The following is a 15,892-nucleotide window of genomic DNA, read 5'->3' on the forward strand; positions in this document are numbered from 1 at the left end:
ACCGCTCGGGCCGCGGATCTTCCATTCCTTTGACGTCAACGTGTCGTCTGCTTGCCCGTGAGGCCGCGGCGATCGGCGGGCGCGGGGCCGCCGAGGGGCGCGTCGAAGAAGAGGGCCATCCAGAGGAGCAGATCCGCCTCGGGCGCCGTGGGCATGACTTCCATGCTGACGTGCCACAGATGCTCACCGTCTTCGATGAATCGCTCGTAAAGTTCGGCGCGCTCACAGCCTTTCTCGATGTACGCCCATTCCACGATGCGCCGGCCCTTCTCGTCACGAAACTCGGCGACGCGGTCGAACCAGTTCACGAAGCTGTCGTCCGCCATCTCGTCGGTGATGTCCTCGCCGTTCGCGTCGAACGACTTGGCGGCATGACGAAACAGACTTTGCCCCTCCGGCCGCGCGGCCGGGTGGTCGAAGACCTGGACGACGACCGAAATGTATTCGTGGTCGTCGTATTCGAACTTGGCCACGAGGTCCGCGGGTGTGGGGGTCGTCTCGATCTCGTCGTCCGCGGCGCCGTCGGCGACGTCTTTCGAGACAGGGACGGCGTGGAAGCCCGGCGGCGGCTGCAGCGCCCGGTAGCCCTTCCCCCAGCGGTCCGGGCCGCGCGCGGCGGCTCTGGCTCGTTGCCGCGCGGCTTCGTCGGACCCAGGCGGGGCCACGGCGGAGCCCGACCCACGACAACCAGGCGGGTGCACGGCGGCGCGTTTGCCGGCCTCCGGGGCCGATGGCTCGATCGGGGCCGCGGGCGGCGCGGCGCCGCAGGCGATGAGGAGGAGGGACAGGACGGGGAGCAGGTTCCGCACGCGCGCCCATCGTACCGGCATCCCGGAGTGTGACAACGGCGCCAGAGCCCGCGATCGAAGTCCCTCCCTTCGATATCGAACCCCGTGCGCCCGAGATCGAAGTCTGCGAGCCCGCGATCGAAGTCCTGCCCCAACGACCTCGAAGCCGGCGAGCGCGTGATCGGAGTCCTCCGCCTGCGACCTCGAAGCCGGCGAGCCCGTGATCGGAGTCCTCCGCCTGCGACATCGAAGCCTGCGAGCCCGCGATCGAAGTCCTCGCCCAGCGACCTCGAAGCCTGCGAGCCCGTGATCGAAGTCTCCCCCTTCGACCTCGAAGCCGGCGAACCCGTGATCGGAGTCCCCGGACCGCGTTCACGGTCTGCTCGTACGTAAAAATTGTGCTCCGACCGGATGATGAATCACCGCACTTCGTCGAACGCGCACACAGGGCCCACTCCCCTGCACAAGGAGGATTCGATGTCGGAGAATTCGATTGGCAAGTACACGGGCAATGGCGTCGTCGATGCGTCGGCGTTCCAGCACAAGCTCGTCGACCTCAAGCACGGCGAGATGCAGAAGCTCAAGCGCTCGAAGCCGGGCTGCGCAGGCGTGATCGCCGACCTCGCCGCGGCGATGCCCGGGCACGGCAGCGAGGCCCGTATCCATCCGGATTGGTACGCCGAGATCGTCGAGATCAAGCAGACCCTCGAGGTGATCCGCGCCCAGCGCCCCGAGGCCGACAAGCTCGCCGAGGTCCTCCGGGAGAGCGAAGCCTATTATGAAGACAGACTCGAGGGCTTGATCAGCAGGGTCGGCAAGGCCGTCGTCGATACCGCGAAGGAAGAGAACAAGCCCGGCCTGCTCGCGACCTTCGAATCGACGCTCCAGTATCGCGCGCAATACGCGGAGAAGAGCGCCGCGACCCGCCGCAAGAACCAGCAGAACGCCGCCGAGCCCGGAACCCAGGGCTGAACCCGAATCCTCTCCCCTCCCGACGAAGACATGCGATGCTCTCCTTATCCCGGAGGGCATCGCAGGCTCCTCGGCCGAACCGCTCGATCCCGTGAACGAACTCCGTTAGGATGGCCACGGAGGGATCCTTCCGATGAGCAAGGCCGCCACCGACCGGTTCGACGAAGCGCTGAAGACGCTGGAAGACTTCTGCGCGCAGCGACAGAGCCCAGGCGCGTATTACGCCGTGCTGAACTGGCTCAAGAAGCAGGCCCATCCGGCCACGGCCAAGGCGACGGTGGGCGCCCTCCTCTCCCTCGACACCCACGGCCCTGCGCCCGCGGATCGGAAGCTCGGGCGCGCCTTTTTGCTCGTGTCGGCCACATGCGACGGCAAGAGCGCGGTCCAGGTGGACCAGCTCCGCAAGGAGCTGCTCGCGACGCCGTCAGGCGCGTTCAGCGCCGTGGTCCAGACGAGGCTCGCGTCGGCGATCGCCCGTCATCCCCTCCTCTCGGGCTCCGCCGTCTTCGAAAAGAGCCTGCTCGACAAGATCGGGCTGCTCCAGTTCGACAAGCAAAAGATCCACGACGCGTTCGAGACCACGAAGGGATTGCTCAGGAAGGCGAAGAGCCTCCTCGACGCCAGGCAATGCGACGCCGCCTATACGCGATGGTTCGGCGCCATGGATGACGCGCGGTACCAGGCCGTCACGATGAACATCGGGCGGCTCGTCATCGCATCCCACACGAGGCCCGTCGTGTTCGAATACCTCGGCAAGAGCGACTTCGGCTCTTCGAGGACCCTCGATTTCAAGGGATATACCCGCGAAGGGATCGCGAGGATCGCGCTCGGCGACAAATTCTTCGGGCCCGGTGCGGATCGACAGCCCAGGAACGCCGCGCGTAACGTCGCCCCGGCCATGATGCAGATGAAGGGGCTCAACGACGAGAAAGACCGAGCGGTGAAGGACACAATGCTACGCGTGGCGGCCCTCGATGACCCGAACGCGCGAAGGCTCGCGGACGCGGAAGGAGCCCAGAAGGAGGCAGAGATCAATGGGCGACGCGCAGCGTTGGCGGCGGCGTCTTTGAAGGACGACAGTGTCATCGGGTACGCGGGCATCTGCGTCCACGAGCTCAGCCACAACGTCGTGTCCACGGACGACGTGGTGTACCAGGGCGTCACGATGTACGGCTACAACCTCTGCCAGTACCTCGCCGCCAATGAGCCGAAACGCGCGCTCATCAACGCCGACAACTATCGGTTGTTTTGCGACGAGTTCTCGCCGTTTTGACGTCGTCGTTCAGAGCGCCGCGAGCGCGGCGAGCACCTGGTCGGCGTGGCCGTCGACCTTCACGTTCGCGAAGCGCTTCGCGATTCGGCCCTGCTCGTCGATGATCACCGTCGTGCGCAGCGCGCCTTCGAACGTCCTGCCGTAATTCGTCTTCGTCCCCCACGCCCCATAGGCGCGGTGCACGACGCCGTCCGTGTCGGCGAGCAGCGGGAAGCCGAGGTTGTATTTCGTCTTGAACTTCACGTGCGAATTCACGCTGTCACGGCTCACGCCGAGCACCACGGCGCCCTTGCTTTGCAGCGTCGCGAGGTTGTCCTGGAACGCGCACGCCTCGCGCGTGCAGCCGGGCGTGTCGTCCTTGGGGTAGAAATAAAGGACCACGCGCTTGCCCGCGAAATCGGCGAGCGACACGGTCTTCCCCGCGTCCGAGAGGAGCGAGAACGACGGGGCCGCCTCGCCGCCGCCCGCCGCCGGAGCCGGCGCGGCCGGGGAGGGGGCCGCCGCGGCCTTTTTCGTGGGCGCGGCGGCCTTCTTCGCCGGAGCGGCCTTTTTCGTCGCGGCGGCCTTCTTCGCCGGCGCCGCCGCCGGGGCCTTGGCCGCCGCCTTCTTCGCGGGGGCGGCCTTCTTCGTGGTGGGGGTCTTCTTCGTGGTTGCCTTCGTCCTGTATGACGTCGCCATGCCCGGTCCTCCTCTGCGCGCGGACGAACCGTAGCGCAGAAGGAAGCCCGGGCGCAATGGCCTCCGCTATTCGGGATCGCAGGCGCCTTCGCAGGTGTTCTGGATCTGCCCGTCTGGCTGGAAGAACAGATCGAGCTGGTCCTGCACCTTCACGTTGCGCCGGACGCCCTCGTGGACGTCGTTCTTCTCGTCCTCCGTGGGCAATCTGCACTCGAGCCCGGGCTCGGTCGCGAGCTTGAAGTCGATCACGACGAGCGCGTCGTCCGCGGGCGACATCGTGCTCTCGAGGCCCCAGATCGGCCGCGGCGCGGGGTCGAGCAGGGGAATGCCCGTCGCGCGCGCGACGAGGTGGCTCGCGAGGTTGTTCACCGAATGATCGCCGATCCCGATCTGCATGAGCACGTGCCGATTCGCGGGGCTCTTCGGGTACGTGTCCGTGAGCAGGTGCGGCGCGTAGGTCATGGGGTCGACGCGGTCCCAGGTGCCCTGGCCCAGCGCCATCAGCTTCATGAGGGTGAGCGGGTCCTGGATCTGGCTATGGAGCGCGCCGTAGAGCTGCGAATAACTCGCCGAGCGCGACATCATGAGCGAGTACGGCCCGCCGCCGACGCCGAGCGCCGCGCGATCGAGGATCGGGTTCAGGGCCAGCATGGTGACGCCGAAGATCGAGCCCTGGCTGATCCCGTAATAGAAGAGCTTGTTCGTGTCGTAGAGGGGCTTGCCGAATTGCTGGAGCTCCGGCAGCGCGGCGATCGGGCCTTTCAACGCGTAGCTCAGGGCGATGTAGTTGATGATGCCCTGGTGGATGCGGTCGACGAAGTCGAAGACGGCGCCGGGCTCCCCGAGGGCCTTCTGCAGCACGATCTCGATGTCCGGCTCGGACATGCCCCAGAGATCGACCGCGGCCGCGATGAACTTGCGCTCGTTCTCGTAGCCACGCATGAAGCCATAATTGATCTCCTCGGCGAGCCCGAAGAAGCCGTGCCCGTACTGGAGAATGCGCGCCGGCTCGAAGTTCGCGTCCGCGGGCTTCAGGCTATGCGGGACCTGGAGAATGAACGGGACGTCCGCCTCGCCATTTGGCGCCGGCTTTCCGCTCGCGTCCCTGTGGATCGTCGCGCCCGGATCGACGCTCTCCATGTAGAGCGGCACCTTGATCGTGCCCTCGATCCGCAGCCATATGTTCTCGTTCTCCGCGGGCGTGCTTTCCGTGACCACGACGTTGCTCACGGCCGGCGGCGCCGCTTCGAGCTTGGCGATGAGGTCGTCCCGCATCGTGAGGAGATCACGCGTGTTCACCTCCTCGCTGCTCGTCGTGAAATCCCAGGCGAGCTGGAGCGTGTCCCGAGCGACGCCGTGGGCGGCGAGCGCCGGGAAGACGTCCTTTTCGTAGCGGCTCGCGATGGGACCGAGCACCGGATCCGCGGAGGTCTGTTTGTCGCGGATACGCTTGAATCCCTCCGGCGGCGCGAGGGGCGGGCCAGCGGCCGGCATCCCGTCGACCTCGATGTAGGTCGCGAGCTTCTGGAGCGCGACGATGTACCGCTTGCCATTCGCAAGGCGCACGAACGGGCGAAGGATGAACGCACGCTCCGAAGGTTCGAGCGAGTTCTTGTCGACCTCGGCCCAGACCGGCACGGGTTTGCCCGTCTCCGCGTCGAGCAGGATCACCTTGCTCTCGGGCGAGAGGCTCTTCTCGGGCTCGTCCGTGTGGAAGACGACGCCCTCCGTGCTCACGCCCTCCTTGAAATGCACGAGGATCGGCTGGTGGTGCGAGAACCCGTCGATCGGGTGCGCGACGGTGAAATCGAAGGACTTCTCGTTCTTGTCCTTCATCTTGGCGGCCTCGGGGATCACGACCCGCTTGCCGCTCGGCATGGCTGCGTCGTCCTTCAGGTAGAAATCGGACGGGTAGGGCAGGAGGCAGTCGTGTTCGAATGCGATGGGGTTACACCCCTCGGGCACGGCGAGCGGCGGCGGACCCGCGGGCGTCTCCGCGTCGTCCGAGCATCCGAGCGCGGTGAGACCGGCAAACGAAATGAGGCAAGCGACAAGAGTCCGAGACGGTAGCATGGCGAAGCTCCTTCGCCCGCCACAGTATCACGGCGGACGGAGGAGCGGAGCGTCAGCTTCTGCGGACGCGGTGACACTTCTCGTAGAGGCCCGGGAAGACGCCATGGGGATCGAGCCTACGCTTCGCGGCCTCGTATCGTTCGCGGTCGTAGATCTCCCAGAACCGCTCCTCGGTGTAATGGTTGCGCGAGATCAAGGTCTTCACGCCGCCGAGCTCGTACGTCTTTTGCTCGAGCACCTCGGACCTGTCGACGAGCGGATCGTCATTGGGCATGCCGTAGACGGCGCAGTCGATCCAGAGCTCGTCCTTGTACCGCGCGTGGGATTCGCGGATCCAGGGGTAGGGGCGCGGCATGCGGTAGGGGACGACCCAGAGCGGCCAGAAATCGAATTCGCGTGCGTACCATTCATGGAAGGCGGAGAACTTCCGCTCGGGCACGAAGACGTCGCAGACGACGTCCGGGCGCGACTTCAGGCCGAGCACGCGATCGAGCCGCTTCGACCACCGAATGAGGTTCCGCGATCCGAGCACGTGGCGGCCGACGAGCCAGCGTACGGGCTTCGTCTCGAGCCCCGGCACCGTGCGGCTGAGCCAGTGGCATTCGGCGTCGTAGCGGAAGAAATAGTCGGCCGTCGTGAGATAATCCACCGTCCGTCCGAGGGTGCTCTTGTAATAGACGTCGAGCCACCGGTAGTTCGAGGTGAACGGCGCCTCGTCCACGAACGAGCCGAGGCAGAGCACGAACGAGCGCGGGTCGTGCACGATGCCGTCGACGAAATCGAAGTCGCCCACGCGGCAGCGCTCCGCCATGGCCGCATGGAAGGCGCCGAAGCCGTCGAAGCGGCGGTACTCCATCCGGACGAAGCGCTGCGCCGGCACGAGCTTGAACGTGATGCGCGACAGCACGCCGAGTGTGCCGTACGAGCCGTGGATCATGTCGAAGAGCAGCGGCTCCTTCTCGGCCGAGCAGGTGACGATCTCGCCGTCGCCGGAGATGACCTCGTATTCGAGGCAGCCATCGTGGAAGCCGCCGTGACGGTACGAGCTCGATTCGATCGAACAGCCCGCGACCGCGCCGCCGAGCGTGATGTCTTCGAGCTCGGGGACGACCGCGGGCACGAGGCCGTGCTCGAGCGTGCGCGGGACGAGCTCGGCGAACGTGACGCCGGGCTCGGCCACGCAGACGCGCCTCTCCGGATCGATGGAGAGGACGCGGCGGAGCCGCGAGGCGTCGATCGGCGTGGCGCGCTCCCGGGGATCGCCCGGGACGGGTACGAAATGGGAGATGCCGCCCTTGTCGATACGGACGGGCCCGCCCCGGCTGGCCTGAACACGAATGGTGGTCGCGACGCGAGTGACCTCGCGCTCGTGGGAAGAGAGATCCATTGGTTGCCCCCCGTACCCGGGAGGCGTGGCATCCGAGCAAAGGAGGGTCAAGCCGAGGAAACGCGAATTCCGCGCGACGTGCCGGCCGAAAGGGAGAGCGGCCGGGGCGGATGCCTCTTCAGCTCGCCATGAGCAGCGCCTTCAATTGCGAGGGCTGAATGCCGTATTCTTTGCGGCAATAATCGCAGGTGATCTCGAGGGTCTTGTTGTCGCGGAGCAGGTCCTCGATGTCCGAGCGCGGGAGCGTGGCCAGGCTGGAGAGGACGCGGAGCTCGCTGCAATGGCACGCATACCGGAGGTCCGACTCCGCGAGGAGCGTGTACGGCATGCCATAAAGGAGATCCTCGATCAGCGCATGCGGTGTGAGGTCCCCTTTGCGGAGGAGGTCGTCGAGCTTCGGGAAATCTTCGAGCCGCTGCGTCATGATCATGAGCGGCCCGCGCTCGACCTCCGGCAAAAGCTCGACGATGTAGCCGCCCGCCGCGACGATCTCGTCCCCTTCGAGCAGCGTGGTCACGGCGATCGTGGAGACGATCTGCTCGGAGTGCTGCATGTACGCCATGAGCGCCCCCGAGATCCCGCCGTCCGACGGCTCGAACGAGACCTCCACGATGCCCTGGTGCAGCGAGCCGTTCGGCAGCGTCCGCATCATCTTGAGCAGCGCGTTCTTGGCGCCCGACATGTCGTCGCCCGTCTCGCCGCTGAAGCCCACGAGGCCGCGGTTCGTGCCGTCCGGGTGCGCGTCGGCCACGATGCTGCCCTTGCCGGTCGCGCCCTTCAAAATGCCCTGGACGCGCAGGTTCGGGCTCATCGCCTCGCGGATCAGGATCGCGCCCGTGACGAGCTCACCGAAGCGGCCGGCCACCGCGCCCTTCGCCCCCTGCGAGGCGATCGCGTCGCGCACCGTCTCGGTGGTCAGCGCCGTGATGACGCGAAACGCGCCGTCGTTCGTCATGGCGCGGATGACCTTGTCGGATCGCTTGTTCGTGTCGTTTCGCTCGCTCATCAAACGGCCACCGCCGTCCCGGACGCGATGAGGCCGTCGCGTTCGAGCAGCGCCTCCAGGGTTGGTTCGCGCCCCATGAAGCGCCGGTAGAGGACCATGGGGTCCTCGCTGTCGCCTCGCGCGAGGATCTCGGAACGGAAGGCCTCACCGACCTCCCGGCTGAACAGCCCCTCGCGCTTGAACCGCGAGAACGCGTCGGCGTCGAGCACCTCCGCCCACTTGTACGAGTAATACCCCGCGGCATACCCGACGGGGCTCGAGAAGAGGTGCGAGAACGAGGCGAGCATCGCGTGATCGGAGGGCAGCGCCGCGGGCGAGTGGCGCGAGAGGATCGCGCGGCCGTACTCCGTCGGATCACCGTCCCGCGCCGGATCCCAGTCCACGTGCAGCGCGAGATCGACCTCGGCGAAGCCGAGCTGCCGCATCATCGCGTTCGCCGCGCGGAACGTGCGCGCCGCCCGCATGCGCTCGAGCAGCGGCGCCGGGATCGGCTCGTCGGTCTCGTGGTGCCGCGCGAAGAGGTCGAGCGCCTCCTTCTCCCAGCACCAGTTCTCCATGATCTGCGAGGGCAACTCGACGAAGTCCCACGCCACGTTCGTCCCGGCCAGCGTGCGCACCTCCACGCAGCTCGACGCGTGGTGCATGAGGTGGCCGAACTCGTGGAAGAGCGTCTCGACCTCGCGGTGGTTGAGCAGCGCGGGGCGATCGCCGATCGGCGGCGTGAGGTTGCCCGCGAGCACCTCGATGTGCGAGGCCGGCGCCGCGGCCTTCGCGACGCCCGTCACGAGGCCCTGCATCCACGCGCCGTCGCGCTTCGACTCGCGCGGCCAGAGGTCCACGTAGAACACCGCGCTCGCGTGCCCCTTCGGCTCCACGATGCGGTACGTCGAGACCGACGCGTGCCAGGCTTTCGTCTCGGGCGAAGGCTCGATCCGCACGCCGTAGAGCGACGAGGCGATCGCGAAGACACCTTCGAGCGCCTTGTCCGCGGAGAAATAGGGGCGGAGCGACTCCTCGTCGAAATCGTAACGCGCGCGGCGGAGCTTCTCGGCGTAATACCCGACGTCCCACGGCTCGATCGGCGGCGCGTCCGGCCCCTCGATCTCCTTGCGGAAGGCCGCGAGGTCGGCGTTCTCCCGATCGAAGTGCGCTTGCGTCTTGTCGCGGAGCGTCTGCACGAACCTGCGCGCGGCGTGCCCCGACTTCGCCATGCGATCTTCGAGCACGAGGTCGGCGAAGCTGTCAAAGCCGAGCAGGCGCGCCTTCTCGCGCCGGAGCACGAGGATCCGCTGCACGAGCGGGCGGTTGTCCCAGGGCCCCTCCGTCGCGCGCGTGGCGTAGGCGCGGTACATGCGCTCGCGGACCGAGCGATCGTCGAGGTACGTCATCACGGGCAGGTAGCTCGGCGCCTGCATCGTGAAGCGATACCCGGCGAGGCCCTTCGCCTCCGCGCTCGCCTTCGCCGCGAGCACCGCGCCCTCGGGCAGGCCGGAGAGCGCCTCGCGCTCGCCGATCACGAGCTCGAACGCGTTCGTCGAGTCGAGCACGTTCTGCCCGTAACGAAGCGTGAGCTGCGCGAGCTCCACGTCGATCTCCGCGAGCCGCTTCTTCCCGTCCGGATCGAGGTCCGCGCCGCTGCGCTTGAAATCGGCGATCGTCTTTTCGAGCAGCCGTTTGCGCGTCCCCGTGAGCGCCTTCGCCTCGTCCGTCGCGGCGTAGGCCTTGAGCGCGTTCCACACGGGCTCGGAGAGCGCGATGCTGCTGAAGAACTCGCTCACCTCGGGCTGCACCGCGGAGTACGCGGCGCGGAGCTCCGGCGTCGTGGCGACGGACTCCAGGTGGCCGACGACGCCCATCACGAAATCGAGCTGCTCCGTCGCCCGTTCGAGCGCGGTGATGGTGTTTTCGAACGTGCGAGGACCTTGTTCGGCCGCGAGGGCGTCGAGCCGCGCCCTCGCCTCGGCGACGAGCTCCTTCACCGCGGGCTCGACGTGCTCGCCGCGGATGCGATCGAAGGGAATGTCGTAGCCGAGGTCGAGCAGCGGATTTTCGTGAGATTCGGGCATGGTCGGTGCTCTCGCGGCGCGCGCGCCTCCTCTGGGGACTTCTTCGTCCTTGCTACCTACGATCCCCGCTCGGCTCGCGCAACGCTTCGCGCGCGACATCCGGGCGAGTTCGACGCGAAACACTCCCCGTGAGCCCGGCGACGCGGCAAGAGCGAGCCCTCGGAGGGCGAACAGATCGGACTTCCAGCGTTTTCCTCGGTACCCGGCCTTCGGGCCCCGCGCTCGTTCGCCGGTTTCGAGGCCTCGGCGATTCCGCTACGCTCGCGTCGTGAACGTCGCGCTCTTCCTGATCGGGATCGGCAAGATCCTCTTCGGCATCCTCGTCGGCGCCCTCGGGGTGTGGCTCGGTTCGCGCGTGCTCGGGCGGCTCTTGCGCCTCGGCGAGATCGACGAGGAGCTCGGCAAGGGCAACACGGGCGTGGCCGTGATTTCGGCCGCGGGGCTGCTCTCGCTCGGGCTCCTCGCGCAGCACGCCGTGTCGGCGACGTTCGCCGCGATGGACCTCATGTACCGCGGTCAGAAGCTCGCGCCGGCGATGCTCGGCAAGTTCGCGTTTTACGGCCTCTCGCACGTCGCGCTCTCGCTCGCCGTCGGCGCCGCCGCGATCGCCGTGGGCACGTTCCTCTTCGTTCGCCTCACGCGGGGCGTGGATGAGCTCGCCGAGATCCGCAAGGGCAACGTCGCGCCCGCGCTCGTGCTCGGCGCGGTGATGGTGGTGATCGCGCTCGTGGCCGCGCCGGGGCTCGAGACCGCCCTCGACGGCCTTTTGCCGCTGCCCGAGCTCGCGCGCGACGAGGTCCTGGCGCCGTCATGAACGGGCGAACGTTCCTCGCGCTCGCCGCGACGGCGTGCGTGTTCGTCGCGGGCTGCTGCTGCAACCTCGGCGACCTCGCCGAGCTGCTCTCGCAGGGCGGCGACGAAGAGCCGTCCGAGGACACGCCGGGCGTCGATCTCGGCGTCGCGGTGTATCCCGAAAAGACGCCGGAATCCGGCGCGACGAAGTATGCGTGGCGTGATGGTCGACTCGACCCGCCCGTCTATCGCGCCGGCTACGCGCTCGGTGCCGACGAGCAGCGCGACGTCGATGCCGCGCACCGCGAGCTCGCGCAGCGCCTCAAATACCAGGACGCGGGCGACGGTGCGTTCAAGTGGGTGCCGCCGCCCGGCTGCGACGCGAGCATGCAGTGCATCTTCGAGTCGCTCGCGGAGCGCAGCAAACCCGACGTCGATCCGCTCGCCGCGCGCTTCAAGGCGCGCATCCAGGAGGCGAAGCTCGGCACGCTCGACGCGGTCGAGCTCCTGGCCTCGTTCGTCCAGACGATCCCTTACGAGATCCCCAAGGATCGCCCCTTCGGCCTCATGCCGCCGGCGCTCGTCGCGTCGGCGAAGAAAGGCGACTGCGATTCGAAGGCGCTCCTTTTGCACATGCTGCTCGACGCGATCGGCGTCGACAGCGTGCTCCTCAACTCGAATGCCCACCGGCACGCGATGCTCGGCGTCGCGGTGCCGGCCCAGGGCGAGAAGATCCGCTACCAGGGCCGCGCGTACGCGTTCGTCGAGACGACCGCGAAGAACGCGCCCGTCGGATGGATCTCGAAGGAGCTCTTGAAGCCGAACGACTGGGTCGTCGTGCCCGTGCGAATCCGTTCTCCGGAGAAGGCGCCGAAGAACGATGCCGCGACGGGCAAAGCCGCGGACGTGCCGAAGCCGAAGTCCACGAAGAAGCGTTGATCGGCGCTACGAGCCGAGCGCGTCCGAGAGGGCGTGCACGGCGGCGATCATCCCTTCCGTGGGGTTTTCCCCGCGCGTACGGGCGCGCGCCACCACGAGATCGACGAGCGTCACGAGATACGGCGAGGCCTTTGCCTTGTGGAGCGCTTGTTTCAACGCGCCGAACCTCTTGCGTGTCTCCTCCGTCGCGCCGAGCGCCGACAGCGCGGCGAGCGCCGCGGCCGCGCGCGCTTCGTCCTTCTTTTTGATCGCGTCGCGCGTGACGTCGATGAGCACGTGCCCGAACGCGGCGAGCCGCGCCTCGCCGAGCTCCGGAGAAACCCCTGCGGCTTGCGCCACGAGCTCCTGCAGTTCCGGGAAAGCGCGCCGCTCGACGAGCGCGAGAAAGAGCGCGTATCCGTTCGTCTCCCAGTCGGCTTTCGTGGCGAGCCGCTTTCCGATCCAGGCGACCACGGGCGAGGCCACGGGCGCGCGATGCAGCGAGGCGAGCGCGGCGCTCATGAGCCGCTCGGCGGAGGCGCCTTGCGCGGCGAGCCAATCGAGTAGCATCGCGCGCTCGTCGCCGTTTGTCCCGTCCGTGACCTTCGCAAACGCGTCCTCGACGGTGAGCCCCGCGAACGGATTGGCAAAGAGCGGCCCGCCCTCGTCCTCGCCGAGGTCGAGGCCGAGCTCGTCGCCGAGCGAGCCGCCGCCGAAGAACGAGCCTTCCCCTTCTTTCGAGGCCGAAGCCTCCGGCGCCGTCGCCTCGTCGAGGTCGAACATCGCCGCGAGATCGACGGGTTCGTCCGCGGGGGGTGTGGGGGGCAGAGGATGGCCCACCTCGTGGGCCGACCGGAGCCCCCCACCGTGGGGAGACGACGCGAAGAACGCGACGGCGGGCGCGGGCGCGCTCGTTTCCCGACGCGCGATACGCGCTTGCAGCGCGGGCGGGACCTTTCCGCGGACGAGGTCGGCGAGCGTCTCCCATTCCCGATCCTCGAAGGAGAGGCCCGGCGCGTTCAGCACCTCGTGCTCGAACTCGGCGGGTTTGTCCTCGCAGAGCTTCGCGAGCGCGACGAGGATGGGCGGGCGACCCACGTACGGGGTGCGCGCGCGCCAGCGCAGGAGATCGGCGGACGTGAGCTCGTGCGCGTGTTCGGAAAGGAAGCTGTGATCGTCCGGCGCGAGCGCCGGCTGCCGGAGGACGTGCAAGAAGGCCACGGCGCGGGCGCTTCCCCGATGTGCACGCACGAGGGCGTCGATTTCGGCCTTTTTCATGGGAGCCCCCACCTTACCAGGGACGGGCCTTCCCACGCGACGCTCGTATCGTGCTTCGTCGGGGTAGGACCTGCGCTCCGGAATGACCACCCAAAGGCCCATCCAGCAACGCCGCGCGATGCCGAGCCGGCGAGATTCATTACATGCACACGAATGCATGCGCGTCGCGCGAGCGCCGAAGCCGTTCGGGCGCGCTCCGCCCGGGGCGATAACGCGAAGGTGAACGACGGGCCAAAAGAATTGCATTCGTCGAAATCGAGTTGACGGAACGCGCGGGGCGGGCTTCCATGACGTGGATCGCGATTGTTCCCGCTCGGCGATCCGGCCCCGGGGCTCATGGGGAGCCCGGGGCTGTATGTTTTTCAGGGCCGATCATTTCCGCCGCGCGTGACGGCGGCGCGGCGCGCAAGGGCGCGCAGTCCCGCGCAACGTCTCGCTCGATCGCTGCTCCTCTTTTGCGCGGGCCCGAGCCCGCCGCTGGGTGGCGTCGGCGTGCGCGGAGCCCCTGCGTGCCACCCTGAGCCGCCTCCGACACAACTGCCGCAGGTTCGGCGCGATCGCGACGAAATCGCGGAAAATAGCGCTCGGCACGCCGATTGCTCCAGAGCTCCGGCATGCGAACACTCCCTGTTTTCTCTCTGCTTCTCTCCCTCTCCGCCCTTGCTTGCAGCTCTTCCGCGCCGCCCGAGCCCCCCGGGGCCGTGAATGACGATGATTGCCACGACGTGAACACCGCCGGCTGTGTCGTGACCTCCGGCGCGCAGCGGATCACGAGCCCGAATGTCCCGAGCGCCGACCTCGCCACGTTCGTCGATGGCAACACGGCCTTCGCGCTCGACATTTACAAGACGCTCCGCAGCGAGCCCGGAAACCTCTTCTATTCCCCGCACTCGATCACCAGCGCGCTCGCGATGACCTGGGCCGGCGCGCGTGGACAAACCGAGACGGACATGGCGAAGGCGCTGCACTTCACGCTGCCGCAGGCCCAGCTCCATCCGGCGGCCAACGCGCTCGACCTCGCGCTCGCGAGCCGCGGCAAGGACGCGAAGGGCTCGGACGGCCAGGGCTTCCGGCTCAACATCGCGAACGCGGTCTGGGGCCAGGTCGGTTCTCCTTTCGAGACGGCGTTCCTCGACGTGCTCGGCCTCAATTACGGCGCTGGCATGAACATCGTCGATTACGTCGGTGCGTCGGAGCAGGCCCGCACGCTGATCAACGGCTGGGTCGAGAAGAAGACCGAGGGCAAGATCAAGGACATCCTCGCACCTGGCTCGATCGACTCGACGACGCGGCTCGTGCTGACGAACGCCGTGTACTTCAATGCCGCATGGCGGACGCCGTTCGAGGAGTCGAAGACACAGAACGGCTCGTTCACGACGAGCGACGGCGCGTCGGTCTCCGTGCCCATGATGCAGGGTTTCGTCGAGGCGCCTTACGTGCAGGGCGCGGATTACGCGGCCGTCGAGCTGCCGTATGACGGCGACGAGCTCTCGATGGTGCTCGTCCTGCCGGACGATCTCGACGCGTTCGAGGGCAGCTTCGACGCGGCGAAGCTGAGCGAGGTCGTCGGCGGGCTCTCCGAGCACTCGGTCAACACGCAGCTGCCGCGATTCAAGTTCGAGTCCAAGTTCAGCCTGGTCGAGCAGCTGAAGACGCTCGGCATGGGCGTCGCGTTCACGGACGAAGCCGATTTCTCGGGCATCAATGGGACGGGCGGGCTCATGATCTCGGACGTGATTCACCAGTCGTTCGTCTCGGTGAACGAGGCGGGGACCGAGGCCGCGGCGGCGACCGCGGTGATCGTGGGCGAGACGAGCGCGCCCCCGCCTGCGGCGATCGCGTTCGACAAGCCGTTCCTGTTCTTCATCCGCGACATCGCGACGAAGTCCGTGATCTTCGTGGGTCGCGTGGCCGACCCGAGCTGAACGAGATACCCGGACGGACGGGCGTATCTTGCCGCGCGGAGCCTTCCGCACCAAGATACGCCCATGTTCAAGGTCGACCCTCGCAAGCTGAAGTTGCCCACGAAGGCGGAGGCCCTCCCCGGGAGGACAGCTCGGATGCGCGTGCCCGAGCAGCACTTCGTGAGCGGCGCGCGCATCGTGCCCCCGTTCCCCGAGGGCACCGAGCAGGCGATGTTCGGGCTCGGGTGCTTCTGGGGCGCGGAGCGCAAGTTCTGGCAAACGAAGGGCGTGTACGCGACGGCCGTCGGATACGCCGCCGGATTCACCCCGAACCCGACGTACGAAGAGGTCTGCACCGGAGGCACCGGCCACAACGAGGTCGTGCTCGTCGTGTTCGAGCCGGCGAAGGTCTCGTACGAAGCGTTGCTCTCGGTCTTCTGGGAGAACCACGACCCGACGCAGGGCATGCGCCAGGGCAACGACGTCGGCACGCAGTATCGGTCGGGTATTTACTGCTTCGGCCTCCTGCAAAAGATGGCCGCCGAGCGCTCGCGCGTCGCCTACCAGAAGGCGCTCAAAGCCGCGGGGCACGGCGACATCACGACGGAGATCCTCGAAGCCCCCGAGTTCTATTACGCCGAAGACTATCACCAGCAGTACCTCGCGAAGAACCCGGGCGGTTACTGCGGCATCGGCGGCACCGGCGTGAGCTGCCCGATCGGGCTCGTCTCCGCCGGCTGAGCAAGCGTTCGCGCGC

At 67.6% G+C, this 15,892-nt stretch carries 13 protein-coding genes; 6 read left to right on the forward strand and 7 right to left on the reverse strand.

Annotated features, from left to right (window positions below):
* Window positions 1-35 precede the first annotated feature (35 nt).
* Complete coding sequence (locus tag QHF85_RS05340; RefSeq protein ID WP_281325960.1) at window positions 36-809, reverse strand: hypothetical protein; 774 nt, start codon at window positions 807-809, stop codon at window positions 36-38.
* 456 nt (window positions 810-1,265) lie between these two features.
* Here QHF85_RS05340 and QHF85_RS05345 point away from each other — a divergent pair, with 456 nt between their 5' ends.
* Together QHF85_RS05345 and QHF85_RS05350 are read left to right on the forward strand one after the other, a co-directional pair.
* Window positions 1,266-1,760 carry a hypothetical protein gene (locus tag QHF85_RS05345; RefSeq protein ID WP_281325961.1) on the forward strand — a complete coding sequence of 165 codons (495 nt, stop codon included), beginning with the start codon at window positions 1,266-1,268 and terminating at the stop codon, window positions 1,758-1,760.
* 133 nt (window positions 1,761-1,893) lie between these two features.
* The gene (locus QHF85_RS05350) at window positions 1,894-3,033 is read left to right on the forward strand and encodes a M35 family metallo-endopeptidase (RefSeq protein WP_281325962.1); all 1,140 of its coding nucleotides are present in this window, start codon (window positions 1,894-1,896) and stop codon (window positions 3,031-3,033) included.
* A gap of 9 nt (window positions 3,034-3,042) precedes the next feature.
* Here the strand turns inward: QHF85_RS05350 and bcp are convergent, their stop codons facing one another.
* From bcp to QHF85_RS05375, 5 genes are all read right to left on the reverse strand, one after another.
* Window positions 3,043-3,711, reverse strand: coding sequence for a thioredoxin-dependent thiol peroxidase (gene bcp, locus QHF85_RS05355; RefSeq protein WP_281325963.1), 669 nt, complete (start codon window positions 3,709-3,711; stop codon window positions 3,043-3,045).
* A gap of 66 nt (window positions 3,712-3,777) precedes the next feature.
* Window positions 3,778-5,784: a hypothetical protein gene (locus tag QHF85_RS05360; protein ID WP_281325964.1), complete on the reverse strand. Its 2,007-nt coding sequence runs from the start codon at window positions 5,782-5,784 to the stop codon at window positions 3,778-3,780.
* Window positions 5,785-5,836: 52 nt separating this feature from the next.
* Complete coding sequence (locus QHF85_RS05365) at window positions 5,837-7,171, reverse strand: FAD-binding oxidoreductase (protein ID WP_281325965.1); 1,335 nt, start codon at window positions 7,169-7,171, stop codon at window positions 5,837-5,839.
* A 118-nt stretch (window positions 7,172-7,289) separates the two neighbouring features.
* Complete coding sequence (locus QHF85_RS05370; RefSeq protein ID WP_281325966.1) at window positions 7,290-8,177, reverse strand: Hsp33 family molecular chaperone HslO; 888 nt, start codon at window positions 8,175-8,177, stop codon at window positions 7,290-7,292.
* A complete protein-coding gene (locus QHF85_RS05375; protein WP_281325967.1) occupies window positions 8,177-10,243 on the reverse strand; it encodes a M3 family metallopeptidase in 2,067 nt (688 codons plus the stop codon). The genes QHF85_RS05370 and QHF85_RS05375 overlap by 1 nt, the downstream gene beginning before the upstream one ends.
* Window positions 10,244-10,511: 268 nt before the next feature.
* On the opposite strand from QHF85_RS05375, the gene QHF85_RS05380 reads away from it, so the two are divergent.
* Complete coding sequence (locus QHF85_RS05380; protein ID WP_281325968.1) at window positions 10,512-11,057, forward strand: DUF350 domain-containing protein; 546 nt, start codon at window positions 10,512-10,514, stop codon at window positions 11,055-11,057.
* On the forward strand, window positions 11,054-11,974 hold the full coding sequence (locus QHF85_RS05385; RefSeq protein WP_281325969.1) for a hypothetical protein: 921 nt from the start codon (window positions 11,054-11,056) through the stop codon (window positions 11,972-11,974). The genes QHF85_RS05380 and QHF85_RS05385 overlap by 4 nt, the downstream gene beginning before the upstream one ends.
* Window positions 11,975-11,980: 6 nt before the next feature.
* On the opposite strand, the gene QHF85_RS05390 is transcribed toward QHF85_RS05385, so the two are convergent.
* Window positions 11,981-13,231: a hypothetical protein gene (locus tag QHF85_RS05390; RefSeq protein ID WP_281325970.1), complete on the reverse strand. Its 1,251-nt coding sequence runs from the start codon at window positions 13,229-13,231 to the stop codon at window positions 11,981-11,983.
* Between the two features lie 701 nt (window positions 13,232-13,932).
* On the opposite strand from QHF85_RS05390, the gene QHF85_RS05395 reads away from it, so the two are divergent.
* Window positions 13,933-15,156, forward strand: coding sequence for a serpin family protein (locus QHF85_RS05395; protein WP_281325971.1), 1,224 nt, complete (start codon window positions 13,933-13,935; stop codon window positions 15,154-15,156).
* Between the two features lie 63 nt (window positions 15,157-15,219).
* Window positions 15,220-15,876, forward strand: coding sequence for a peptide-methionine (S)-S-oxide reductase MsrA (gene msrA, locus QHF85_RS05400; RefSeq protein WP_281325972.1), 657 nt, complete (start codon window positions 15,220-15,222; stop codon window positions 15,874-15,876).
* Window positions 15,877-15,892 lie beyond the last annotated feature (16 nt).

The organism is Polyangium sp. 6x1, from assembly GCF_029946515.1.
Classification (GTDB): Bacteria; Myxococcota_A; Polyangia; order Polyangiales; family Polyangiaceae; genus Polyangium.